The following is a 23,244-nucleotide window of genomic DNA, read 5'->3' as shown; positions in this document are numbered from 1 at the left end:
TAGGGAGGAAACCGCACGTGAGTACTTACCTTCAGTACGTGGAATCGCCGAGCGACACCCACCGCGGAGAATCCTCCGACAATGGCTGTTAGCTCAACCACGACCAACAGTACGCGAAACTTACCGCCGCGTATACCTGCGTTTCACGTGACCACTGCCGGGGCATCCGCGATGCGTGACACATGTGCGCATCGTGAAGAACGGGCCTCTGATGGTCGACGGTCCTGTCGAGATCGAGATGCCCGACGGCACCGTCGTCGAATCGGATCGCGGTGTCGTGGCGCTGTGTATGTGCAAGCGCAGCAAGACATTTCCGCTGTGCGACACCAGCCACCGCACGCGGCGCTAAGCGGTCCAGCGGTCCATCAGCGCGTCGGCGAACCGGTTCTCGACAAGGGTCAGCGCCCGCATACCGAACACGACGTCCGTTTCGAGCTCGGGATGCTCGGAGATGAGCGACCCGACGACGTCGTGACGCAGTATCTGCTCGTGGACGGCGTCGGCCTCGACGTGCTCGGCGTAGAAATGTACGCACTCGGGGGGTGCATCCAGCCTGCTCAACGCCGTGACCAGCCGCGCAGCGCCCGGCGACGATGTGATCTCGGTTGCCGCGAAGTGCCCTACCACCGCTCCTCGCAGGGAGCGATGCAGACCGAACAGCGACATGAGGTTGACGATCGCCAGCATTTCAGGAAGTGCGTCATCGATGTACGCGAGGTAGTCGGTGTCCATACCGGCCGCGTGCATCGCCTCGACGTACAGCCTCTGATGCATGCGGTCTGCGCGGCCTGCGCCGTATTCGTCGAACTCTACGGCGACGAACGACGCCTTGGTGTTACCGGTCAGCCGCGGTATCGCCCAGGCGTGCGGGTCGGCTTCCTTCAGGTGGTAGAGCGAACGGTTTGCGAGGTATTCCCGCATCTGCTCCCAGGTGCCGCGATCGCGTAGGTACCAGGACGGACCGGTCCCACTCCGCGGTTCCACGGACATCTCGTCCATGTCTGCTTCGGCGTCGGACCCCGCTTCGACCGAACTCCTGATGCAGGAGAGGAATTGACGCTCCAACTGTGCGCGCAAAGCCAAGAGGTCGGTGTTCCACTCCCACTCGTCGTCCACACCGAGAAAGCCTCGGTAATGCAACTCATAGCAGACGTACAGCGCTAGTTGAACATCACCGCCGAGAGCGTCGACACCCTCCGGCACAGCGGGAAACGAGGTCGGTTCCGACGGGTCTCGCTTCAATGCCTCGATCACGGCCTTCGACAGCACGCCTCGTGGGCGGGGAAGCTTCCCCGGCTGTCCCGAGTCGAGCGATTCGGCAACGGGGGCTGTGGAAGTCATGAAACGCGGTTACCCCGGGCGTCGCCGCACGAAACTCGTCTTCAGCCTGCGTGCAACTCGTCGTGGTGTTCGCGCATCGCGTCGATGAGCACACCGAACACCCGATGCGCCGCGGCGAGATCGGAGTCCGGTACGTCGGACAACGCCGACGACGTTCGCGCCCCCAGCGGCCCGAAGAAACCGCGCGCGACCTCCATGCCGTGGGCGTCGTAGCGCAGGATGACCTTGCGCCGATCACTCGCGACCTTTTCGCGCCTGATGTGCCCCGACTCGATCATCCGCTCCACTAGGTAGGTCATCGCGGCGGAGGAAAGACCGAGACGGTTACCCAGTTCTCCTGCGGTCAGCGGGGTACCTTCGACATCCGCAACCATGATCAGGAGCAGAGCCCGAAAATCGTTGGGTCGCAGTTCGTGTTGCGCTCCGAACGCTCGGCCGATCTCTTCGGAAACGGCCGAGAGCGCGCGAATGTCCGATGAGATCATCGACTCCAGTTCACTGCGGTCCGGCACTGACATTCCTCTCGGTTCGGCGTTCGAGCCAGACTATCCCGCCCACGCGTCACGGATCTCTCAGTTGCTTAATTGTTAAGTAGATGAGATTGTTTGGAGGTGGACATGTGGACCCGATTCGCCCGAATTGTCAGCTCGCGTCGCTCGTGGGCGCTCTCGCTTGCAGTGATCATTCTTTCGTTCGGCTTCATGGCGCTCGTCGGAGAGAACGACTCGGCAGGCCAAGCTCCCTCCTCGGTTCCGCCTGCCGCCGACTCTGCGCAGGTAACCGAGCTTCTCGATCAATTCCCTGGCTCGGATACCGCTCCGGTGATCCTGGTCGTGAGCCGGGACGATGGATCCGAGCTGAGCCCGCCGGACTTGGGCGCCGCCCAGCAGGCGCTTGGACGCCTGTCCGACGCAGCCACACCCCTCGTGCCCGCCCCGGACGGCAAAGCCGTCCTCGGAATCGTCCAAGTCGACTCCTCGTTGTCCGGCTTCTCGCTCGACGACACCGTCACGTCACTGCGAGCCGCGGCTGTTGACGGCCTACCGGACGGATTGACCGCCCAGCTCACCGGCGGTCCGGCTTTCGGGGCCGACATCGCGAACTCCTTTTCCGGCGCCAACGTCACCTTGCTCGCCGTCACAGCGCTCGTCGTCGCGATTCTCCTGATCGTGACCTACCGATCGCCGATCCTGTGGCTCGTCCCGCTGATCGTCATCGGTCTCGGCGATCGCGTCGCCACCTCGGTCGGCACCGCACTTGCCGAACTGACGGGTCTGTCCTTCGACGGGTCGACCTCGGGAATCACCAGCGTCCTCGTCTTCGGCGCCGGCACCAACTACGCCCTGCTGCTGATCTCGCGGTATCGGGAAGAACTCCGCTCCCACGCCGATCACAGGGATGCCCTCGCACATGCCGTCCGCCACGCCGGACCCGCCATCCTCGCCAGCAATGCCACCGTCGTACTTGCTCTTCTGACGTTGCTGCTCGCCATCCTTCCCAGCACTCGCTCACTCGGGGCACTGGCCGCGGCAGGACTCGTCGTGGCCGCGGTGTTCGTTCTCGTTGTGCTACCGCCGTTGCTCGCACTGTTCGGACCGAAGTTGTTCTGGCCCTTCGTACCGAAGGCCGGCGACAAGGACACCGCGACGACGGGCGTGTGGCATTCGGTTGCCGCAGCGGTGGCCAGGCATCCCCTTCGCACGGCATCGGTCACACTTGTTGCATTGATCGCCTGCGCTGCAGCACTGTTCGGCACCGGCATCGGCCTGTCGCAAACTGAGCAGTTCCGGGTCACAGCCGAGTCCGTCGAAGGTTTCGACACTCTGGCAGAGCACTTTCCGGCGGGTCTTGCCGACCCCACCACCGTCGTCGCACCGACCGAGTCGGCCGATCGGGTCGAGTCCGTTCTCGCGTCGAACGAATCCGTCGACTCGTTCACCCGCGGCGCCGACTCGAATACCGGACTGACGCAGTGGTCCGTCGTCACCGATGCAGCTCCGGCGTCGGACGAGGCATTCGCCGCCGTGGAGTCGCTGCGCGCCGGATTCGCCGACGTACCGAACGCGCTCGTGGGTGGCAGCGACGCGCAGGCACTCGACACGAGTGATGCCGCCGCACGCGATCGTCTCGTCGTCGTACCTGCGATCTTGATCGTGGTGCTGATAGTGCTGATCGCGTTGCTCAGGTCACTGGTCGCGCCGTTGATCCTCGTCGGGACGACGGTGCTCAGCGCACTCGCCGCCCTCGGAGTGGGAAGCCTGTTCAGCAGCAGCATCTTCGGGTTCCCAGCACTCGACGACAACGTTCCGCTGTACGCATTCCTGTTCCTCGTCGCACTCGGTGTCGACTACACGATCTTCCTCGTCACCCGCACCCGCGAGGAAGTGCCGGGCCACGGGACTCGTGCGGCCATCGTCCGAGCCGTCGGCGCGACAGGCGGTGTCATCACCAGTGCAGGCATCGTGCTGGCCGCGGTGTTCTGCGTGTTGGGCGTGCTTCCGCTGATCACGCTGACTCAGCTCGGAATCATCGTGGGATTCGGCATCCTGCTCGACACGTTCGTCGTGCGCACTCTGGTCATTCCAGCAATGTTTACCCTTGTCGGCCCGGGGATATGGTGGCCGAACAGATTCGATTCCAGCAGTACCGAACTGGTGGACGTGAAGGAGTGAGTGTCATGAAGGTACGTTCCCTGGCTGCACGTGCGGTGATCGCAGGAGCCTGCGCAACAGGACTCGTCCTTGCGGGCAGCACAGCTCAGGCCGCACCGGCCGAGTCCGGGTCCGCGGGTTTCGTTCCGCTGACCCCGGTCCCGTCTCTCGACGTCGAGCGATACCTCGGAACGTGGAATCAAATTGCCGCAGTGCCGCAGCCGTTCAACCTCGAGTGCGCGCGCGACACGCAGGCCAACTACCAGCTCATCGATCCGGCGAACATCCGCGTCGAGAACACCTGCACCACGTGGACCGGTGAGCAGAACCGTATCGTCGGCAATGCTCGCGTCAACGACACGGTCACCAATGCTCAACTGCACGTGAGCTTCCCGGGTGTACCGACTCAGGAGAACCCGGAAGGGCCGACCAACTACATCGTCGCCTACATCGCCGACGACTACTCCTGGGCGCTCGTCGGAGATCCGCTGCGGACCTCGGGCTTCATCCTGTCCAGGTCGCCCGAGGTGAGCCAGGAGAAGTTCCGTGAGATCCGCTCGGTCGTCGAGTCGAAGGGGTACAACTCCACGTTCATCCTGACCTCGCCCACGCCGGGCGGGGCTACGGATATCCGCTCGCTCTCGACGGTCTAGCCCTCCCACCCAGTGGTGTGGTTAGGTGCCCCGGAGGGCACTCAACCACGCCACTGGCGGATCCGCTACCCCACGTTCAGCGCCACCTTGCGCAACAGAGCCGCCAAGGTGTCGAGTTCCTGGGCGTCGAGTCCGGTCAGCAGTTCCCGGTCTTTTTCGAGCCTAGTGGGAAACACTCTGTTGACCAGCTCGGTTCCGGAGTCGGTCAGTTGAAGCAGCACCACCCGAGCATCGCGTTCGAAGCGGAGGCGTTCGACCAACCCCTCCCTGACGAGACGCTCGGTGATTTTCGTCGTCGACGCCCCACTCATCAGGGTCACGGAGGTGACCTCGCTGGCCCGCAGCGCGCGGCCCGCCCGTCGCAACGCACTGAGCACGTCGAACTCGGCACGCGACACCCCCACTGGGGACAACGCGGCGTCGAGTAGGTGGTTCGTTTTCGAGGCGATTCTGTTGATGCGCGCCAGAATCTCCATGGGTGACAGATCGACTTCGGGGAATGTTGCCGTCCATTCGCGTCGAACGTGGTCGACGAAGTCTCCACCCGATCGCTGTGCCGCTGTCATGCTGCCCACCCTACGACGAGAATCACAGTACTTCACAATCTATTTACTAGTGAAATACCTGTAAAGTTCCGTTGGTGGCTACTTCTCTCGATCGACTCGAACACTCGCGATCCGCCTTCGCCCACGCACTGTCGGCACGCACGTGGCGTCGAGCATTCTCGATCGGGCAATCCGATGCGTCCGTCGCCCCTGCCCTCCGGGTCGGTCTCGCAGTCACGATCGTTCTCGTAGGCGGGGGTATCCTCGGACGCCCCGATCTTGCAGGCTTCGCCGCGCTCGGCGCCTTGTGCTCGGCATTCGGACGCTACGAGCCATACCCTCGCCGAGCAGGGAAGATCGCCATGATCGGTGCGCTCATCATCGGCTTTGCAGTGCTCGGGGCGGTAATCGGCGCCGCGGTGAGTTCCACCGGCGTTCAAGTCGCAGCGCTCTCGATAGCAGCGGGCATCGCGGCGTTGATTCTGGCTGCGTTCACCATCAACGGACCCGGCCCGGTCATTCTGGTATTCGCTGCGACGGCGGCCGTCGGTTTCAGTCACGACGCCGCAGCCGTAGGGACGGTATTTGCGGCCGTGTCGGTCGGTACCGCGATCGGCTGGGTCGCGGCCATGCTACCTGCGCTTCTCCACCCCGTCGGGCCTGGCCAGCTCGCGGTCGCACGCGCGCTGGCCGCTGTCGACTCCCGGTCCGAACCCCTGGCCCGCGCTGCGATAGCCCGCGCTCGGACCGTCGTCTCGCTGAACAACCACGCTCGGCGCCGGGACCACAGCCTCGGACTGGTCACGCTCCTCGACGACGCCGAGGCCCTGCTCGATGCCCGGGCTCGCGGCGAGGATCCCGGCCATGCCGCCGCCGTACTCGCCCATGAACGCGCTCTACGGAAGATGCGCCGATGCGATCTCCCGGTTCGAGCGGCCGAGCTTACGACGCGCCCCCGCAGCTTCTTCGCCGACGGCCTCGGACGCCTCACCGACCGGTCCCTGGTCATCAACGCATTCCGAATCACTGCAGCCGCCGCGCTCGCAGCCTGGTGCGCAACAGCCTTCGGCTTCTCGCATCCGTTGTGGGCCGCGATGGGTGCACTAGCCGCAATGCAGGGCATCGCATTTCGCACGACGGTCGAGCGCGGCATTCAGCGTCTACTCGGCAACGTCGGTGGCGCAATCGTCGGAGCCGGTCTCATCGCGCTCTCGCTCGGATATTGGCAGACCATCGTTGTCATCGTCGTCATGCAGGTGGCCGCAGAGCTTCTCGTGCTCAAGAACTACGGGCTCACCTCGTTCGTCATCACCCCGATGGCCCTGATGCTGACCGGCCTCGCCAGCCACCTGTCCCCAGCCGTCGCCGTCAGCCGCATCGGCGACACACTCATCGGCGTACTGATCGGCATCGTCATTGCGGCAATTACCATCGAGGCCGGGGATCGTCAGCATTTGAGCTGACGAGCCCCAGCGCTCCCCCGCGAATCAACTCAGGATCAGCCCAGGATCGACGCCACCGGGGTGGAGCTGCGGCCGATGAGCTTCTGCAGATCGCCCGAATCGGTGTCGAGTTCACCGCGCGCGATGCCTGCGTCGGCGCTCGACAGCATGTCCGCGACGAAGCCCGGCAGACCTGCGCCTTCGAGGATCGCCTGGTAGTCGGACTGCGGAACGTCCTTGTAGACGACGGGCTTGCCGGAAATCTGCGCAATCACCGCAGCGAGATCGGCGTAAGTGAGCCGCTCGTCGCCGCCGAGTTCGTAGATCTTCCCCTCGTGACCATCGGTGACGAGGACCTCGACCGCAGCGGCCGCGTAGTCGGCGCGCGATGCGGCAGCAAGCTTGCCCTCGCCGGCGGAACCGAGAAGAACGCCACCATCGATGGTCTGCTGCAGCGAACCCTGGTAGTTCTCCCAGTACCAACCATTGCGCAGCAGCGCCGACGGGATCGACGACGCGGCGAGCCTCTTCTCTGTTGCAAGATGCTCGACGGCGAGGGTGACGCCCGAGGTGTCCGCCTTCAGAATGGAGGTGTAGGCGATGAACGAGACTCCTGCGGACTCGGCAGCCTCGATCACATTAGTGTGCTGCGCAATTCGCTGACCGATGTCCGATCCGGAGACCAGCAGAAGCTTGTCGACGCCCGACAGCGCCGCCTTCAGCGCATCGGTATCCGCGTAGTTCGCGACGCGCACGTCGATGCCGCGGTCGGACAAGCCGGCCGCCTTGGCCGCGTCCCGCACGATCGCGACGATGTCCCCTGCTGGAACGCCGCGTGCAATCAAACCGTCGACGACGAGGTTTCCGAGCTGCCCGGTTGCGCCTGTCACTGCTGTGCTCACGTGAGTCTCCTGAAGATTGTCGGTTCGAGTACGCGAACCACTATGCACTTACTTTTTCGCTAGTGCAACACCAAGCACAAGTACTTCCCAAGATGCGTGCGCTAACATTGTCAACGTGACCGACACCGACCCTTCCCTCGAGGCCGACGTCTTCGCGCGGAATTGTTCGTCGCGTGAGGCATTGCAGAACGCGACGAGCAGGTGGGGCATCCTCTCTCTCGCCGCGCTCGCCGAGGGTGACTACCGATTCAACGCTCTCCGCCGACGCGTCGACGGCGTCAGTGAACGGATGCTGTCCCAGACGCTGCAGACGCTCGAGCGCGACGGTTTGGTGGTGCGCACCGTGCTCGAGTCCATTCCGCCCAAGGTCGAGTACAGCCTCACACCGCTCGGCCGCGCCGTTGCCGAGCAGTTGACCGGCCTGATCGAGTTGATGCAGTCCAACCTCCCGGCCGTGTTGGCCTCGCGCGAGGCTCACGACAAACGCTGAATCTCGTTCGAAGTACACGCGCGCACGTGGCCGATAACGTACTCCGAGTGAACTCTGCGCCGACCCGAAGAACATTCCTAGCCGCGACGGGCGTGGCAGCACTCGCATCGACGACGCTCGGATCCCCATCCGCGTGGGCGTCGCCCGCCGGTTCGGATGGCGCGATCGATGTGGGCCGCGGTATCGGCGACATGACCGGGGAACCTCTCGGCGCCGGCCTGAACGGCTATGCAGTACTGGAACAGTCGTCGGCTGGGCTCCACCTCCGCCAGCGTGCACGCGCGTTCGTGTTCGTCGACACCGCGTCGTCTCAGCGCCTCGCCCACGTCACGTGCGAGGTGGGTTTGATGTTCGAGAGCATCTTCGAGGAGGTTCTGACGCGACTCGCCTCGAGGTTCGGCGACCTCTATCACCGCGGCAACGTCCTTCTGTCCGCGACGCACACGCACGCAGCCCCCGGCGGTACCGACGGTCACCTGCTCGTGGACATCACCACGCTCGGCTTCCGCCCGATCACGTTCGAGGCCAACGTATCCGGCATCGTCGACGCCGTCGTCCGAGCTCATGACGACGTCCAACCCGGGCACGTCGTCATCACCGCCGGGTCACTGAACGATGCGGGCGTCAACCGTTCGCCGCTGGCGTTCGATCGCAATCCCGACGCCGCCGAATTCCCGTCGAAGATCGACCCTCGATCGGTCGACCTACAGTTGATGCGCGACGGCGCCTTGGTCGGCGTCATCAATTGGTTTGCGACACACGGTACCTCGATGAAGGCGACGAACCTGCTCGTCAGCAGCGACAACAAGGGTTACGCGTCCTGGCACTGGGAGCGTGAGGTTGCCGGCGTCGACTATGCCGATCCATCGTTCGTCGCGGCCTTCGCACAGTCCGCCCCCGGTGACGTCACCCCCAATCTCGGAAAGCAGCCGGGAACCGGGCCCACCGACGACGAATTCGACAACACACGCATCATCGGACTACGCCAGTTCGAAGCGGCCCGCGCCCAGACCGGAACGACGGGAACACGCGTCACCGGCGGAATCGAGGTCCGATGGATGTACGTGGACTTCTCCGGCTATACCGTCCGGCCCGAATTCACCGGTGATGGACGTACCCACACCACCGCTCCTGCCGCACTCGGTGCTGCCTTTGCCGCATCGAGCCAGGAAGACGGCGGAGGACTGCCCGCACTGGGGCTGCAGGAAGGCGAACGAGGCGGCAATCCCGCACTCGCAGCGCTGAGTTCGCTCGTGATGCCAGGGTGGCTTCGCGACGCCCACGCGCCCAAGGACGTCATTCTGCCGGTGGGCCTGATCCCTGGAATCGTTCAGCAGGTCCTCCCGTTCCACCTGGTACGCATCGGCGCGTTCTACCTGTTCACCTGCCCGTTCGAACCGACCGTCATGGCTGGCTCCAGACTGAGAACGGTGTTGGCGAACACTCTGGGCGCAGACCGCGAGCTGATCGTCATCCAGGGGTACACCAACGGGTACGGGCATTACGTGACCACTCCCGAGGAGTACGACCAGCAGGACTACGAGGGCGGCGCAACAGCATTCGGACGCTGGCAACTGCCGGCGACCGAACAGATCGCGGCGGACCTCGCGTCGTCGATGCGCGAGGGCACCGCAATCGAGAGCGGGGGTCCGACGGGTGACCTCACGGGGTCGATCCCCACTTCACCCGGCGGTGTTCCACTCCTCGACATCGCAGCTCCAGGAACGGTATTCGGACAGACCCTGGCTCAACCCGCGCCCTCCTATGCACGCGGACAGCAGGTGACGGTGACGTTTTCCGGCAGCAATCCCAATTCCAATCTTCGACACGACGACACCTATCTCGCCGTCGAACGCGAGGACGGCTCCGACTGGGTCCGGGTGCACGACGACGGTGACTGGTCCACCAAGATCCTGTTCGAGAACGCGGGCCCGATCACGACGACCACCGTCGTGTGGGACATCCCGGTGGCAGCGCAGGCGGGGCGCCATCGAATCCGCTACTTCGGCGATTCCCGCTCACTGGACGGGCAGCTGACGCCGTTCGTCGGGACATCCGCGGCCTTCGACGTGGCGTGAAGCGCGACGTGACTCACAGCAGTGATCCGAGCATCCGGGCCGTCAGGGCTACCACCACGTCCTGATCGGCGGATGCCAGTTCCTCCAGCGTCCCCGCGACGCGGCCCAGTGCGATGCCGGACAACGCTGCCGCCGCAAGCTGCGCCCTCAGCCGCGGGGAGCTCAGCCCGCTCTCGCGCATTCGGCGTTCGAGACCCTCGGTCAGCCGCTTGTCGACACGGTCGGATGCGGCAGCCTGCACGGTTGCGTCGTCGTGCGCCCGCATGACGGCTTGAAGTACCGGCCCGGATCCCAATTGACCGACCCGCGCGATCAAGTCCCCGATACGCGCAGGATCAGCGATGTCGGCGAGCTCGGAGCCCGTGTCGTCGGTGGGCAAGGTCGCCAAGTAGAGCGCCGCCTTGTTCCCGAAATATCGTGCGATCAAGGCAGGGTCGGCACCTGCGCGATCACCGATCTCGCGGGTGGTCGTCTTCTCGTAGCCTCGCTCACCGAACAGCTCCGCGGCGGCGTCGAGCAGATCTTGCCTAGTTCTGGCCGAATTTCTGGTCCGAGAACCGTCACTTGGCCGCGGGTTATCGACTGGCACTCTTCAAGACCTCCTCGGAACGGTCGGTCACATCGTACGTGGCAGTCCGTGTGCTCGACCTGCGCCGCGCGTAGGGCAACACCAGGGCCAGCACGGCCGTCCCTACCCACAGGCCAGCCCCGACGACGATGATGGCGGAGTACCCGTCGTCGGTCGGAAACACAGCACCCGGGAGGGTGTACGCGGCGAGAACCGTTGCACTGAGTGCACTTCCGATGGCACCTCCGACGGTTCGAGTAACGGTGTTCACCCCTAGCGCACTCCCCGTCTCGTGTGCGGGAACAGCACTGACGATGAACGCGGGCATCGCGGCGAACGTGAACCCCACTCCGAGTCCGGCAATTCCCATGACCACGAATACGATCCAGAGCTCGGACCGCCCGACCAGGAAGAGCATGAGGGCGGCGACGAATGCGAGCGCGCCGATCGGCATGATCAGGTTGCGGGGCAACCATCGACTCACGATAGGCAGCAATCTGTTGGCAGCGACGCTCGCCAGTGAGAACGGAACCAGCACCAGGCCCGCGATCATCGCGGACCGGCCGAGTCCGTACCCGGTGTCCGCCGGGGTCTGCACGTACCGAATGACCGTCGAGGACATCACGAACATTCCGATACCCGCGAGCAGTCCCGTGACGTCGGCCGTCAGCACGGATCGGTTGCGCAGCAGGCGAAGTTGCACGATCGGATGCTCGCACCGCAGTTCGTGCCGAGCCCACAGGCCGAGAAGGACTGCGCTCGCGACGAGACATCCGATCAACGGGATCGACGACCACCCCCATTGCCCGCCGAGGCTGATCGCGAGCAGGAACGAGGTGAGGCCCGCCGCGAGCAGGCATGCACCCGACACATCGAGTGGGTGGTGCTGGAGGTGCCCGCTGCTCGGTACGACGAGGACTGCGGCGAGCAGAACTCCGAGAGACGCGACCGCGGCAACGACGAAGCAAGCATGGAAACCCCAGTAATGGGCGATCACGCCGGTCAGTGGGTAGCCGAGTCCGATGCCCGCGACGGCGGTGACCGACAATGCTGCGACGCAGGATCGCGCGCGGCGTGCGCTGAGATGATCCCGCGCGATGGCCATAGCCAGTGGCATGAGTCCCAATCCGATGCCCTGAAGCCCGCGGCCGATGACGAGCATCGCGAAGTTGCCGGGGAGAGCGGCGAACACGCACCCGAGCGCGACCACTGCCAGCGCAACGATCAAGACAGGGCGACGGCGAGGCCCGTCCCCGAGCCGTCCGAGGATGGGAACGGTGACGGCTCCGGTCAACATCGCGATGGTCAGCGACCACTGTGCGCCCGTGAACGACACCCCGTACGTCTCGGCAACCGTCGGGATCAGCGGCGCCCCCACGCTGCTGACCACTGCCACGATCGTGCACACGGCAATCAGAACCGGTACGAGCGCGCGATCTCGAACGGACGACTGCTTTTCGTCTCGGCGCTTGTCATCAATCGATGTCATCAGCTGATGATAAGCCACTCGGATGGCGTTACCGTGCGGAGATGTTTCCGTGACCGTTCTGTGACCATCGTGGTCGCATTGCCGTGCTCGCGGCGGTGGAGCGTGAAGGACGTCCGGCACGAACCTATCGGGAGGCCATCATGTCCAGAACCACACTCGTCCGCACCATCGGCGGAGCCGCCGCATTTTCGATCGCAGGCGCCTGCGCGTTGATCATGCCCGGCACCGCATCCGCCGCGCCTGTGGGATGTACGACAGCACCGGGTGGAGTTGCCGAGATTGCGCTCGACGGTCTCTCGCAGTGCGACAGCACGGCTGACGCTACGTCCGCCGCGGCAGGCTTCGGATTCGACGGCTGGGGTTCGGCGACAGCCATCGGAAACACGGCCGCATTGGCGCTCGGGTTGGCCGGAGGCACGGCAGTAGCGGACGGCGCACTCGGAGCAGGCCCGGCGACCATCGCATTCGGCCCGGGCAGCGTGGCCGTGAACGAAGGCGTCGGACCCGGACTGTCGATCGCAGTCGCCGGACCTGGTGCGACCGTCACCCTGACCCCCACCGGCGCCGTCTGCGACGGACCTTCGCTCGCAGGCAGCTTCACCACCCTGCAGGGCTGCATCGGCTAGACCGGCACCTTCTCGCGCTCCGCCTTTCGCGCACGTCGAGAGCGGAGCGCGACGAAGGCCTTGGCACCGAAGGGTGCCGCGAACAGCATGATCACCAGCCGCACCACCTGTACTGCAGCGACGAAGGTGACGTTGGCACCGCTCGCTGCCGAGACCGCCAGCACTGCGGACAGCCCACCCGGAGTCGTCGCCAGATACCCTTCGAGAAGGCTGATTCCGGTGAGGTGGGTCAGGAGCAGCCCCATCAGCGCGCACAGGACGCCTACCACCACGATCAAGAGCACGGCCCACGGCAACACTCGTCCGACGGCCCTGACACTGGCGGGCGTGAAAGCCAAGCCCGCTTGCCACCCGATCAACACGAAGGCGATCGGCAGCAGAATCGTCGGCGCGGACACCGTGTCGATCCACCCCGACAGTTCCAGCGCACCGGACGCAATCAACGGACCGAGCGTCGCCGGCGCCGGCATACGAACTACCTTGGCGAATCCGATTCCCACCGCGATGCACCCGGCAACGACGAGAAGATCGACATACCAGGGACTTCCGGCGTCAGCAGCGTGAACTGCCGCACTCGATCCGGCGCCGAAGAGAACGGTCGCGACCAACGGCATGGTCACGATGATGAGGCCGACGCGAACGTACTGCACGACCGCGACGATTCGCTCGTCGCCGCCGAGTTCGCGCGCAACTGCCACCAGTCCCTGCGCGCCACCCGCGATCATCGACAACGGTCCCGTCAGAGCGTCGACGTCCTTGTGCAACGCCAGAAGCGATCCCGCGCCCACACTCATCACCAGGGTTACCACCGACACACCGACGACCGGGAGCCAACTGGAGCCGAGGGCCGCCAGTGTGTCCGTGTCGATCATGAAGCCGATACTCACTGCCAGGATGCCTTGGGCGAGCATGCCGAGAGGGCGAGGTATGCGACCCGGCGCCAGTCCTTTGATTGCGAGAGCGGCAGCAACCACGAGTGCTGCGAACAGCGCGGCAGCGGACAATCCGACCGCCCACAGCCCCGCCCAGACGATTGCAGTGGCGAACACAAGCCCGGTACATCGGTAGATCGTTTGAGGCACACAGTAAGACTACGCTTACTATTTTCATGATCAACCCGGGATTGAAACCGACATTAGTACGGTTCCTCTTATCAATACGAGCGCGGGCCTGCGACCTGGCACGCTATGAGCTCAGTCGACCGGGGAGGCCACATGCACATGGGATATCGAATATGAGCACCGACAGGCTCTATCGCAGCGCGTCCGAACTACGTGAAGCGGTACTCGCGCTGACCCGCCGACTCCGCCGTCAGCGACCGCAGCACTATCTCACCCCGAGTCAGATGCAGATTCTCGGCGACGTGGAACGCAGCGGTGGATCGAGCGCGCCGGTCGACCTCGCGGCACTTCAAGGCGTCAGGATTCAGTCCTTGACCAGCAACCTCAACGCTCTGGAAACCGAAGGGTACGTCACCAGGAGTCCCGACCCGGGTGATCGTCGACGACTGTTGATTCGCATCACCGGTTCCGGCACCGAACTCGTCGCCGCCGACCGTCGACAACGAGACAGCTGGCTCGCTCAGGCGATGGAGTCCGAATTGAGCCAGCTCGAGCGCGACGTCCTGCATCTTGCCGCCCCGATCCTGTGGAAACTGGCACAGCGACAAGAACCTGGATCGCCTGTTGACCACACGGCCGGTTCTGGTGAAACATGAAGGGGTTCTTACCGCTATCGGATCGCTAGCGGCCGCACGCCCTAACCAGGAGTTCCGCAACCATGTCCTACCTGCTGTACGACGCTTTGCTCCCCCAGCTCGGACACGATATCGCCATCTACTGGGCCTCACTGTTGGTCGTCGGCCCGATCTGAGACCCCAAACGCAAGGGCAGCACCGAGAACCTCGGAGCTGCCCTTGCTTTGCTTTCCATGCCGGTCAGGCGTTGACAACCGCCGTAGGAAGCAGCCTCGACAGCACGTCCGAAAGCGATACGACGCCGACGGTCCGCTCGCCGTCGACCACCAACGCCAGGTGACTGCTCGTTTCCCTCATCGACGCGAGCGCCACGTACACCGGAGTGCTCGCACTCAACGTGAATACCGGACGGGTGACATCAGCGAGCGCGACGTCGCCGTTCAAGGTGTCACGAACGTGAACGACACCACTGACGCTGTCGCCGTCGCTGACCAGGATGCGCAGATGCCCCGATTCGAGCGACGCCGTACGAACGTCGTCGACGGTGCCCGTCGACGACACCGACGTCGGCACACCGGGCGTCGACACGAGGTCACCGACGGTGAGATTCTGCAGTTCCAGCGCCCCCGAGAGCTGGACCGAGTAGCTGGCGTCGAGCGCACCTACGTTCACCGAGTGCTCGACGAGCTGACGAAGGTCGTCGGGATTCTGACCGGAGCCGACGGAGTCCGCCGGCTCGACGCCGACCTTCCGCAGGCACCAGTTGGCCATGTTGTTGAGCACGACCAGGATCGGCCGGGTGACGAACATGAACCCGCGCATCGGGAGAGCGAGCATCGTCGCGGACTTCTCGGGGTGCGCGATCGCCCACGACTTGGGGGCCATCTCTCCGACGACCAGGTGCAGGAACGTGACGATGATGAGCGCAAGCACGAAGCCCGCGACGTCGGCCACCCAGTACGGGACTCCCCACGCCTCGAAAATCGGGGTGAGCCAGTAGTGCACGGCCGGTTTGGTCGTTGCGCCCAGAGCGAGCGTGCACAGCGTGATGCCGAGCTGAGAACCCGCGAGCAACACCGTGAGCTCGGACGAGCTACGGAGCGCCGCGCGAGCGGACCGGCTGGTCATCGCGGCGTCCTCGAGCCGATGACGTTTCGCAGCCAGCAGCGCGAACTCGACCGCGACGAAAAACGCACTCGCCGCGATGAGCCCGACGGTGACAGCGAAGAAAATCCAAGGATTACTCATCGGTGGTTGTCCATCTCTCGCTCGTCGCTCGGCTCCGGGGACTGTTCGCGTTGGCCGAGTTCCAGACGAACCGACGAGGGCACATAGTTGTCGATCTCGAGAACCTCGACGGAGACATACCTTTCTGGAGCCTCGTCGTCGTCGCCGATCAGGTCTGCGGAATCGGCGGGTAGGTCGACCTCGATCGTGGTTCCGACCGTGGGCAGCGAACCGTGATGCGTGATGACGAATCCGGCGATCGTCTCGTAGTCACCCGCGGGTAGATCGTGGTCGATGGACCGCTCGACCTCGTCGATGTGGATCTCTCCCGACATCGTCCACGTGCCGTCCTCGCCCGCGATCGGAGTGGTGTCGAGCTCGTCCTCGTCGTGCTCGTCGGTAATTTCACCGACGAGTTCCTCGGCGAGATCCTCGATGGTGATGACGCCAGTGAGGCCGCCGTATTCGTCGATGACACAGGCAAGCTGGTTCTTCGAACCGCGCAGCTCACCGACCGCGTCGGGAAGCGCCTGGGTCTCGGGGAGAATCAACGCGGGCCTGACGAACTCGCGGACCTCGGCGTCGTCCCGATCAGTGACGGCCAGAACGTCCTGCAAGTGCACGACGCCGACGATCCCGTCGTCCTCGTCGAGAACCGGGTAACGCGAATGCGCCTGCCCCATGAGGACTTTGAGATCCCCCAGAGTGTCGGTGGCCCGAACCGTCGCAGCGCGCGAACGCGGAATCATCGCATGTTCGACTGTGCGCGTCGGGAAATCGAGAATGCGATCGAGGAGATCGGACAGTTCGTCGGGCAGATCTCCCGAGTCTTTCGATTCGGCGACGATGTGCTCGAGGTCCCGCGGTGTCGCCGAATGTTCGACGTCGTGCACCGGCTCGATCTTCAGAGCCTTGAGCAGCAGGTTCGACGCGTGATCGAAGATCGTGATGAGCCAGCCGAAGAGGCGCAGATAAATGGTGGTCGACAGCGACAACCACATGGCAACCGGTTCCGGCCGCGCGATGGCGAAGTTCTTGGGGAACAGCTCACCGAAGAGCATCTGCACGAAAGTGGAGAACAGCAAGGCCAGGACAGCGCCGACACCGACACCAACCGCGGTGGGTACTCCGACTCCCCCGAGAATGGTGCCGAAAGACTGACCGATGAGCGGCTCGGCGACATAGCCGACCAGCAATCCGGTGACGGTGATACCGAGCTGCGCACCGGAGAGCATGAAGGACGTGCGTTTGGTGACTTGAAGGGTACGACGAGCACCTGCGTCTCCGGCCTCGGCGCGAGCCTTGAGCCGGGAGCGGTCCACGGTCATGTACGCGAATTCCTGCGCCACGAAATAGCCGGTGGCTACCGTGATCAAGAAGACGACGAGGAAGCCGAGCAAGAGGGTGAAAATCACACTCATTCGCCGGACACCGCCTCGCACATAGTCGAACAAGTGCGGGGGGCCGTGTCCGGCCCGGGTTTATCGCTGTCCATGAATCCTCTGCTTGTGGGTGGGACGTGAATGTCCGATTCTAGCGGGTGCCTCCACCTTCGGCGGCCTTCACCACCAAGACGGGTACCGGGCTGTCGAGCAGAACTCGTTGCACCGTGCTGCCCATCAGGAACTTGCCGACGGCAGAGCGACGCTTCGAACCGATCACCAACAAGCTCGCACCGGTGTCCGCGACGAGGTCGACGATGGCGCCTGCCGGGTCCCCCGCGTCCGGTTCGACGCGGATCGAGAACGCGGCGTCGGCCAGGCCCCTGCTTGCCAGAATCTGCTGCGTCGCGAGAGTTGTTGCCTCTCTGTCCTCCTCGGACACGGAGTTCGCGTCGACGACCAACAGCGCGATGAGCGGCAGGCCGCGTAACTCCGCTTCCTCCACTGCGCGAACGAGCGCCTCGCGGCCTTCGGGTGAATCACTTGCGACGACAGCTACCGTCATGCTGGCTCCGATCGAGACGATCCTCGGGAATTGGACTAATAAGACATAGCCTATCTACTCTCATGGTGTGACACATCACACGAGAGGTCGAACGCGACCGGAGCTCGCACAGTGAGCAAGAAATCACGCATGGGGTTGTCGCCCACGGTATCGAAGTCTCTGCTGGCTGTCGCCGTCGTCGCCGCCGTGACGGTGGCGGGTATCGACGCGAGCCGCAGTGGAAGCGGGTCCGATGCTCGCGCGAAGCTGACGATGATCGCCCCAGCAGCCGCGGGCGGCGGGTGGGACCTCGTCGCGCGTGAAGCGCAGCAGGCCCTCCGAAGCGACGGAATCGTCAACAACGCGCAGGTCGTCAACGTTCCTGGTGCGGGCGGCACGATCGGGTTGAGTCAGCTCGAGAGCCTCGCGGGTCAATCGACGACGGTCATGGTCACCGGCACCGTGATGCTCGGCGGCATTGCCATCAACAACTCCGAGACGACACTCGCCGATACCGTGCCCATCGCCAAGTTCGCCGAGGACTTCGAGGTGTTCGTCGTACCCAAGGACTCCCCGTACCAGAACGTCGAGGACATGATCGCGGCATGGCGCGAGAATCCGGGCGGCCTCCCCATAGGCGGAGGCTCCCTCGGCGGAATCGACCACATCGTGGCGGGTCAGCTCGCCCAGCAGGCCGATATCGATCCGGCAGCCATCAACTACATCGCGTACTCCGGCGGCGGTGAGGTACTCACGTCGTTGCTGTCCAACACCGTCGGCGTCGCGGTCAGCGGGTACAACGACTTCCGCGACCAGATCGAGGCCGGCAACGTTCGGGCACTGGCCGTGGCCGCGCCCGAACCCGTCGACGGTATCGATGTCCCGACGTTCGTCGAACTCGGATACAACGTGGACCTGGTGAACTGGCGCGGAATCGTCGCACCTCCGGGCATCTCCGACGAAGACCGGGACACGCTCATCGCAATCGCGACCGAAATGCAGGACACCGAGCAGTGGGCTACTGCGGTCGCACGTAACAAATGGAAAGTCTCGTTCCAGACGGGCGACGAGTTCGGCGAGTTCCTCGAAGTCGAACAGACCCGAATCACCGACATACTCCGAGAGCTGGGGTTGGTATGAGTACAGATACACCTGTCGCCGGAACCACCTCGGTTCCCGTGAGCTTCTGGACCGGCCGCAGTGGCCTCGTCGTTCCAGCGCTTCTCGTCGCGCTCGGCATTTTCCTCGTGTACGGAACCGTCACCATGGACGTGCCGCCCACGGCGACCTCGCCTGGGCCGCAAGTATTCCCGGCCATCGTGGCGGGTGGGTGCTTCGTCGTTGCCCTGTTGGTCACAATCCAGCTTCTGCTAAAACCAGATGTCGTGGATCGCGGGCTCGACGACAACGGTGATCCGGTGACCGGCACGGTGAGCAACTGGCGAACACTCGGCATAACCGTCGGTGCCGTCGCACTGTTCATCGCGCTACTCGATCCACTCGGGTGGGTTCTGGCCGGTGCGCTGCTGTTCTGGGGAGTATCGATCGGATTGGGTTCGCGTCGGTACGTGTTCGACGGTGCCATCGCGCTGTTGATGTCCTCGGCGGTACAGATCGCTTTCTCCGCCGGTCTTGGTCTGACCCTTCCCGGTGGCCTCCTGGCTCAGGTCTTCTGATGGATTCCCTGAGCAATCTGATCGACGGGTTCGGCACCGCGCTGACGCCGATGAACCTCGTCTGGGTTCTCGTCGGCGCCATCCTGGGAACTGCGGTAGGCGTGTTGCCCGGCCTCGGCTCCGCGATGGCCGTCGCGCTTCTTCTGCCCGTCACGTTCACGCTCGACCCCACGGCCGCTCTGATCATGTTCGCCGGCGTCTACTTCGGTGGTCTGTTCGGCGATTCCATCGCAGGCATCCTGATGAACACACCAGGAAACAGCACTGCCATCGCCGGGACCTTCGAGGGTCACCGAATGGCGAAGAACGGCCGAGCGCCGCAAGCACTCGCAACCTCCGCCATCGGCGCGTTCATCGGCGGGATCGTCGCAACGACGCTGGTCGTGTTCTTCGCACCGACGTTGGCCTCGCTCGCGACGAACTTCGGCCCAGCCGAGTACTTCGCGCTCGCTGTGTTCGCGTTCATCGCAACCTCCGCGGTGGTGTCGGACTCGGCCCTCAAAGGCCTGACGGCTCTACTGATCGGCCTGACCCTCGCCGTCATCGGTATCGACGGCCCATCCGGCGCGTCGCGGTTCACCTTCGAGGTTCCCGCGATGTTCGACGGCATCCACATCGTCGTCATCACCGTGGCCATGCTCGCTCTCGGCGAGGTCATCCATGTCGCATCTAAAATCGGCCGACCAGAAGACAACTCGCTCATCAAGTCCGAGGGTCGACCGTTCCTGAGCCGTGCGGAGTTCCGTGAGGCGCTACCGGCGTGGTTGCGCGGCACCGCGTTCGGTGTGCCGTTCGGCGTGATTCCCGCCGGCGGCGCCGAGGTGCCGAGCTTCCTCGCCTACGGCACCGAGCGCAGACTCGACCGTCGCAGCAAGAACCCTATGTTCGGTAAAGGCGCGATCAAAGGTGTTGCCGGACCGGAGGCCGCAGGCAACGCCACCGCGGGTACGGCCATGGGAGCACTACTTGCGCTCGGCCTACCGACGTCCGCAACGGCAGCGATTCTTCTTGCTGCATTTCAGCAATACGGAATGCAACCGGGACCATTGCTGTTCGACCGGAGCGGCGACATCGTGTGGGCGCTTCTCGCCAGCCTGTTCGTCGCGATGATCGTATTGCTGATCCTCAACCTGCCGTTCGCGCCGCTGTGGGCCAAACTGCTGAAGATTCCGAAGAACTATCTGTACGCGGGCATCTCGGTGTTCGCCGCGCTCGGTGTCTATGCGACGAGTGCGTCGATCGTCGACTTGATGTTCATGCTCGGACTCGGAATCCTCGGATTCATGATGCGGCGCTACGGCATTCCGCTGGCACCGGTTCTGATCGCGGTGATCCTCGGCCCGTTGGCCGAGGACTCGCTACGGCGCGCACTCGCCGTCAGCGAAGGTGACCTGTCCATCCTCGTGAGCAGCACGATCACGATCGTTCTGTACGCCCTGATCACCCTGGCCATCGTCTTCACGATCGTCAGCAAGATCCGGGCTCGCTCGAAGGTGGATTTCTAAAGGCGTAGGCGCTTCGCGCATGTGAACGGAAATACATAGCCCACTATGTATTTCCGTTCACATGCCGCGTAGCGGCCTAGAGGATGTAGAGCATTTCCTGGTACGTCGGGAGCGGCCAGAGATCGTCCGCGACCATGGCTTCGAGGACGTCTGCGGCCGATCGAACTGCTGCCATCGCAGGCAACAGCGCATCCTTGGCGTGCTCGGCCTCGGCGAGAACCTCTCCAGCCGGATCGCTTTCCAACGCGGCCTTGAGCGAGGCCAGCGCGGTCTTCAATGCTGCGAGTGGCTCGGAAACGGCGTGCAGCTCCGACATGTCCGGCTCGATCCCGGCTGCCTTGAGTGCAGAGACGTTCTGGGCCAACTCCGTCTGATACCGAACAGCCGCCGGGAGGATGGACGTCTGCCCCATCTCCAGCGTCAGACGGGCCTCGACGAACACCGTCAGCGCATACTGCTCCAACCCGATCTCGTAGCGCGAGTGCATTTCTCGGTGGTTGAACACCTTGTACTTCTCGAACAGTTCCATCGCCGAGTCGGTGATGAGCTCGGGCAGGGCATCGAGCGTCGTACGCAGGTTCGGAAGTCCGCGCGACTCGGCTTCGATCTGCCAGTTGTCGGAGTATCCGTCACCGTTGAACACCACGGCACCGTGCTCGGTGATGATCTCGGTGAGCAGATTCTGCACGGCCGTATCGAAATCGGTGCCGGATCCAATGGCCGCTTCCAAGTTGGTTGCCATGTAGTCGAGTGCCTCGGCCATGATCGTGTTGATCGTGACCATCGGCCCGTTGACGGTCTGCATCGAACCGGGCGCACGGAACTCGAACCTGTTGCCGGTGAACGCGAACGGAGACGTCCGGTTGCGGTCACCCGGGTCGGTCGGCAGCACCGGAAGGGTGTCGGCGCCGATCATCATGGTGCCCTTGCCCTTCGACGACGTCGCCGCGCCTTTGGCAATCTGATCGAACACGTCCGCGAGCTGATCGCCGAGGAAGATCGAGATGATCGCAGGCGGAGCCTCGTTGGCACCCAATCGGTGATCGTTGGTCGCCGACGCCACCGACGCACGTAGAAGCCCGCCGTACTTGTGCACCGCGCGAATGACTGCAGCGCAGAACACCAGGAACTGAGCATTGTCGTGCGGGTTGTCACCGGGAACCAGCAGCGAGCCGAGCTCGGAGTTGCCGAGCGAGAAGTTGACGTGCTTGCCAGATCCGTTGACGCCTTCGAACGGCTTCTCGTGGAACAGACATTCCATGCCGTGCTTCTTGGCGATCGTCTTGAAGGTCGTCATCAGCAGCTGCTGGTGGTCGGCAGCGATGTTGCCCCGCTCGAACATCGGCGCGATCTCGAACTGACCGGGTGCCACCTCGTTGTGCCTGGTCTTCGCCGGGATACCCAGCTTGAAGAGCTCACGCTCGGTGTCCATCATGAAGCCCAGCACGCGCTCGGGGATGGCACCGAAGTAGTGGTCGTCGAACTCCTGGCCCTTGGGAGGCTTGGAGCCGAACAACGTGCGACCGGCGTTGAGCAGGTCGGGACGTGCCAGGAAGAAGTGGCGGTCGACGAGGAAGTACTCCTGCTCCGGGCCACAGAACGAGACGATGTTCTCGATGTTCTCGTGCCCGAACAGCTTCAGGATGCGCTCGGCGTGTCCGCCCATCGCCTGCTGGCTGCGGAGCAGCGGGGTCTTGTGGTCGAGCGCTTCGCCGGTCATCGACACGAACACCGTCGGGATGCAGAGGGTGTTGCCGTTCGGGTTCTCGAGTACGTACGCCGGGCTGGTGACATCCCACCCGGTGTATCCGCGCGCTTCGAACGTGTTGCGCAGTCCGCCGTTGGGGAAGCTCGACGCGTCGGGTTCGCCCTGGATGAGGGTCTTGCCCGCGAACTCGGCCAACGCGCTGCCGTCGCCGACCGGGTCGAAGAAGCTGTCGTGCTTTTCGGCGGTCAGGCCGGTGAGTGGGTAGAAGACGTGCGCGTAGTGCGTCGCACCCTTCTCGAGCGCCCAATCCTTCATCGCCGACGCCACCGCGTCGGCGACCAGGGGATCGAGCTTCTTGCCCTTGTCGATGGTGGCCATGACCGACTTGAACACGGACTTCGGCAACCGCTTCTGCATGACGACCTTGCTGAAGACGTTCTCGCCGAAGATCTCGCCCGGCTTCTCGTCCCCGACGAAGCTGACCGCGGGCGGGACATAGGCCTCGACGTCTTTGATCGCCTGCAGGCGGACGGTATTTCCACTCATGAGCTACCCCTTGACAAGGTGCGCTCCGCAACTGGATTTCGCGGAGTCCGACCCAGCGAGAGTACGAACCTTGCATGGCGGCAGTGTTTCGCCGCTGTGACCACTGCGATTCACCCGGCGGCAATCCCTCGCGGCTGGCTACATCACACCGAAGTAGACAAATATCCATTTTTGT

22 protein-coding genes are annotated in these 23,244 nt (G+C 64.0%); 11 read left to right on the top strand and 11 right to left on the bottom strand.

Annotation, left to right across the window (positions count from 1 at the left end; translation table 11 throughout):
* Nucleotides 1-211 precede the first annotated feature (211 nt).
* Nucleotides 212-349 carry a CDGSH iron-sulfur domain-containing protein gene (locus D8W71_RS08900; protein ID WP_121118870.1) on the top strand — a complete coding sequence of 46 codons (138 nt, stop codon included), beginning with the start codon at nt 212-214 and terminating at the stop codon, nt 347-349.
* On the opposite strand, the gene D8W71_RS08895 is transcribed toward D8W71_RS08900, so the two are convergent.
* Nucleotides 346-1,341, bottom strand: a complete 996-nt coding sequence (locus D8W71_RS08895; RefSeq protein WP_121112759.1) for an iron-containing redox enzyme family protein — start codon at nt 1,339-1,341, stop codon at nt 346-348. The two genes, D8W71_RS08900 and D8W71_RS08895, sit on opposite strands and share 4 nt — an antisense overlap.
* Nucleotides 1,342-1,382: 41 nt before the next feature.
* Nucleotides 1,383-1,859 carry a MarR family winged helix-turn-helix transcriptional regulator gene (locus D8W71_RS08890; RefSeq protein WP_121112757.1) on the bottom strand — a complete coding sequence of 159 codons (477 nt, stop codon included), beginning with the start codon at nt 1,857-1,859 and terminating at the stop codon, nt 1,383-1,385.
* A 99-nt stretch (nt 1,860-1,958) separates the two neighbouring features.
* On the opposite strand from D8W71_RS08890, the gene D8W71_RS08885 reads away from it, so the two are divergent.
* Together D8W71_RS08885 and D8W71_RS08880 are read left to right on the top strand one after the other, a co-directional pair.
* On the top strand, nt 1,959-4,013 hold the full coding sequence (locus D8W71_RS08885; protein WP_236077919.1) for an MMPL family transporter: 2,055 nt from the start codon (nt 1,959-1,961) through the stop codon (nt 4,011-4,013).
* A complete protein-coding gene (locus D8W71_RS08880) occupies nt 4,010-4,645 on the top strand; it encodes a lipocalin family protein (protein WP_121112755.1) in 636 nt (211 codons plus the stop codon). The genes D8W71_RS08885 and D8W71_RS08880 overlap by 4 nt, the downstream gene beginning before the upstream one ends.
* Before the next feature lie 65 nt (nt 4,646-4,710).
* Here the strand turns inward: D8W71_RS08880 and D8W71_RS08875 are convergent, their stop codons facing one another.
* Nucleotides 4,711-5,211 (bottom strand): MarR family winged helix-turn-helix transcriptional regulator, encoded by a 501-nt coding sequence (locus D8W71_RS08875; RefSeq protein ID WP_121112753.1) that lies wholly within the window; start codon nt 5,209-5,211, stop codon nt 4,711-4,713.
* Between the two features lie 74 nt (nt 5,212-5,285).
* Between D8W71_RS08875 and D8W71_RS08870 the strand changes: the two genes are divergently transcribed.
* The gene (locus D8W71_RS08870; protein WP_236077801.1) at nt 5,286-6,653 is read left to right on the top strand and encodes an FUSC family protein; all 1,368 of its coding nucleotides are present in this window, start codon (nt 5,286-5,288) and stop codon (nt 6,651-6,653) included.
* Nucleotides 6,654-6,688: 35 nt separating this feature from the next.
* On the opposite strand, the gene D8W71_RS08865 is transcribed toward D8W71_RS08870, so the two are convergent.
* On the bottom strand, nt 6,689-7,534 hold the full coding sequence (locus D8W71_RS08865; RefSeq protein WP_121112751.1) for an SDR family oxidoreductase: 846 nt from the start codon (nt 7,532-7,534) through the stop codon (nt 6,689-6,691).
* Nucleotides 7,535-7,649: 115 nt separating this feature from the next.
* On the opposite strand from D8W71_RS08865, the gene D8W71_RS08860 reads away from it, so the two are divergent.
* Complete coding sequence (locus D8W71_RS08860; RefSeq protein ID WP_121112749.1) at nt 7,650-8,024, top strand: winged helix-turn-helix transcriptional regulator; 375 nt, start codon at nt 7,650-7,652, stop codon at nt 8,022-8,024.
* A gap of 47 nt (nt 8,025-8,071) precedes the next feature.
* Nucleotides 8,072-10,102 (top strand): neutral/alkaline non-lysosomal ceramidase N-terminal domain-containing protein, encoded by a 2,031-nt coding sequence (locus D8W71_RS08855; RefSeq protein WP_236077800.1) that lies wholly within the window; start codon nt 8,072-8,074, stop codon nt 10,100-10,102.
* Between the two features lie 13 nt (nt 10,103-10,115).
* On the opposite strand, the gene D8W71_RS08850 is transcribed toward D8W71_RS08855, so the two are convergent.
* Together D8W71_RS08850 and D8W71_RS08845 are read right to left on the bottom strand one after the other, a co-directional pair.
* A complete protein-coding gene (locus D8W71_RS08850; protein WP_236077799.1) occupies nt 10,116-10,691 on the bottom strand; it encodes a TetR/AcrR family transcriptional regulator in 576 nt (191 codons plus the stop codon).
* Nucleotides 10,678-12,159 (bottom strand): MFS transporter, encoded by a 1,482-nt coding sequence (locus D8W71_RS08845; protein WP_121112745.1) that lies wholly within the window; start codon nt 12,157-12,159, stop codon nt 10,678-10,680. The genes D8W71_RS08850 and D8W71_RS08845 overlap by 14 nt, the downstream gene beginning before the upstream one ends.
* Before the next feature lie 140 nt (nt 12,160-12,299).
* Here D8W71_RS08845 and D8W71_RS08840 point away from each other — a divergent pair, with 140 nt between their 5' ends.
* Nucleotides 12,300-12,785 carry a DUF6764 family protein gene (locus tag D8W71_RS08840; protein WP_121118862.1) on the top strand — a complete coding sequence of 162 codons (486 nt, stop codon included), beginning with the start codon at nt 12,300-12,302 and terminating at the stop codon, nt 12,783-12,785.
* On the opposite strand, the gene D8W71_RS08835 is transcribed toward D8W71_RS08840, so the two are convergent.
* On the bottom strand, nt 12,782-13,867 hold the full coding sequence (locus D8W71_RS08835; RefSeq protein WP_121112743.1) for an AbrB family transcriptional regulator: 1,086 nt from the start codon (nt 13,865-13,867) through the stop codon (nt 12,782-12,784). The two genes, D8W71_RS08840 and D8W71_RS08835, sit on opposite strands and share 4 nt — an antisense overlap.
* A 152-nt stretch (nt 13,868-14,019) precedes the next feature.
* Between D8W71_RS08835 and D8W71_RS08830 the strand changes: the two genes are divergently transcribed.
* Entirely contained in the window at nt 14,020-14,502 is a 483-nt protein-coding gene (locus D8W71_RS08830) for a MarR family winged helix-turn-helix transcriptional regulator (protein WP_121112741.1), read from the top strand.
* Nucleotides 14,503-14,721: 219 nt separating this feature from the next.
* Here D8W71_RS08830 and D8W71_RS08825 read toward each other — a convergent pair whose 3' ends face one another.
* From D8W71_RS08825 to D8W71_RS08815, 3 genes are all read right to left on the bottom strand, one after another.
* Nucleotides 14,722-15,729, bottom strand: a complete 1,008-nt coding sequence (locus tag D8W71_RS08825; protein ID WP_121112739.1) for a hemolysin family protein — start codon at nt 15,727-15,729, stop codon at nt 14,722-14,724.
* Nucleotides 15,726-17,129, bottom strand: coding sequence for a hemolysin family protein (locus D8W71_RS08820; protein ID WP_121112737.1), 1,404 nt, complete (start codon nt 17,127-17,129; stop codon nt 15,726-15,728). Before D8W71_RS08820 ends, D8W71_RS08825 begins: the two co-directional genes overlap by 4 nt.
* Before the next feature lie 112 nt (nt 17,130-17,241).
* The gene (locus D8W71_RS08815; RefSeq protein ID WP_121112735.1) at nt 17,242-17,655 is read right to left on the bottom strand and encodes a universal stress protein; all 414 of its coding nucleotides are present in this window, start codon (nt 17,653-17,655) and stop codon (nt 17,242-17,244) included.
* A gap of 111 nt (nt 17,656-17,766) precedes the next feature.
* Between D8W71_RS08815 and D8W71_RS08810 the strand changes: the two genes are divergently transcribed.
* The 3 genes from D8W71_RS08810 to D8W71_RS08800 are packed head-to-tail and all read left to right on the top strand — an operon-like array spanning nt 17,767 to nt 20,815.
* On the top strand, nt 17,767-18,774 hold the full coding sequence (locus tag D8W71_RS08810; protein ID WP_236077798.1) for a Bug family tripartite tricarboxylate transporter substrate binding protein: 1,008 nt from the start codon (nt 17,767-17,769) through the stop codon (nt 18,772-18,774).
* Complete coding sequence (locus D8W71_RS08805) at nt 18,771-19,310, top strand: tripartite tricarboxylate transporter TctB family protein (RefSeq protein ID WP_121112733.1); 540 nt, start codon at nt 18,771-18,773, stop codon at nt 19,308-19,310. The genes D8W71_RS08810 and D8W71_RS08805 overlap by 4 nt, the downstream gene beginning before the upstream one ends.
* Nucleotides 19,310-20,815, top strand: coding sequence for a tripartite tricarboxylate transporter permease (locus tag D8W71_RS08800; RefSeq protein WP_121112731.1), 1,506 nt, complete (start codon nt 19,310-19,312; stop codon nt 20,813-20,815). The genes D8W71_RS08805 and D8W71_RS08800 overlap by 1 nt, the downstream gene beginning before the upstream one ends.
* Before the next feature lie 76 nt (nt 20,816-20,891).
* Here D8W71_RS08800 and D8W71_RS08795 read toward each other — a convergent pair whose 3' ends face one another.
* Nucleotides 20,892-23,069: a glutamine synthetase III family protein gene (locus tag D8W71_RS08795; protein ID WP_121112729.1), complete on the bottom strand. Its 2,178-nt coding sequence runs from the start codon at nt 23,067-23,069 to the stop codon at nt 20,892-20,894.
* Nucleotides 23,070-23,244: the final 175 nt, after the last annotated feature.

This window comes from Rhodococcus sp. P1Y (genome assembly GCF_003641205.1).
Classification (GTDB): domain Bacteria; phylum Actinomycetota; class Actinomycetes; order Mycobacteriales; family Mycobacteriaceae; genus Rhodococcoides.
Note: the sequence above shows the minus strand (reverse complement) of the source record. Positions and strands in the feature narration are given on the sequence as shown.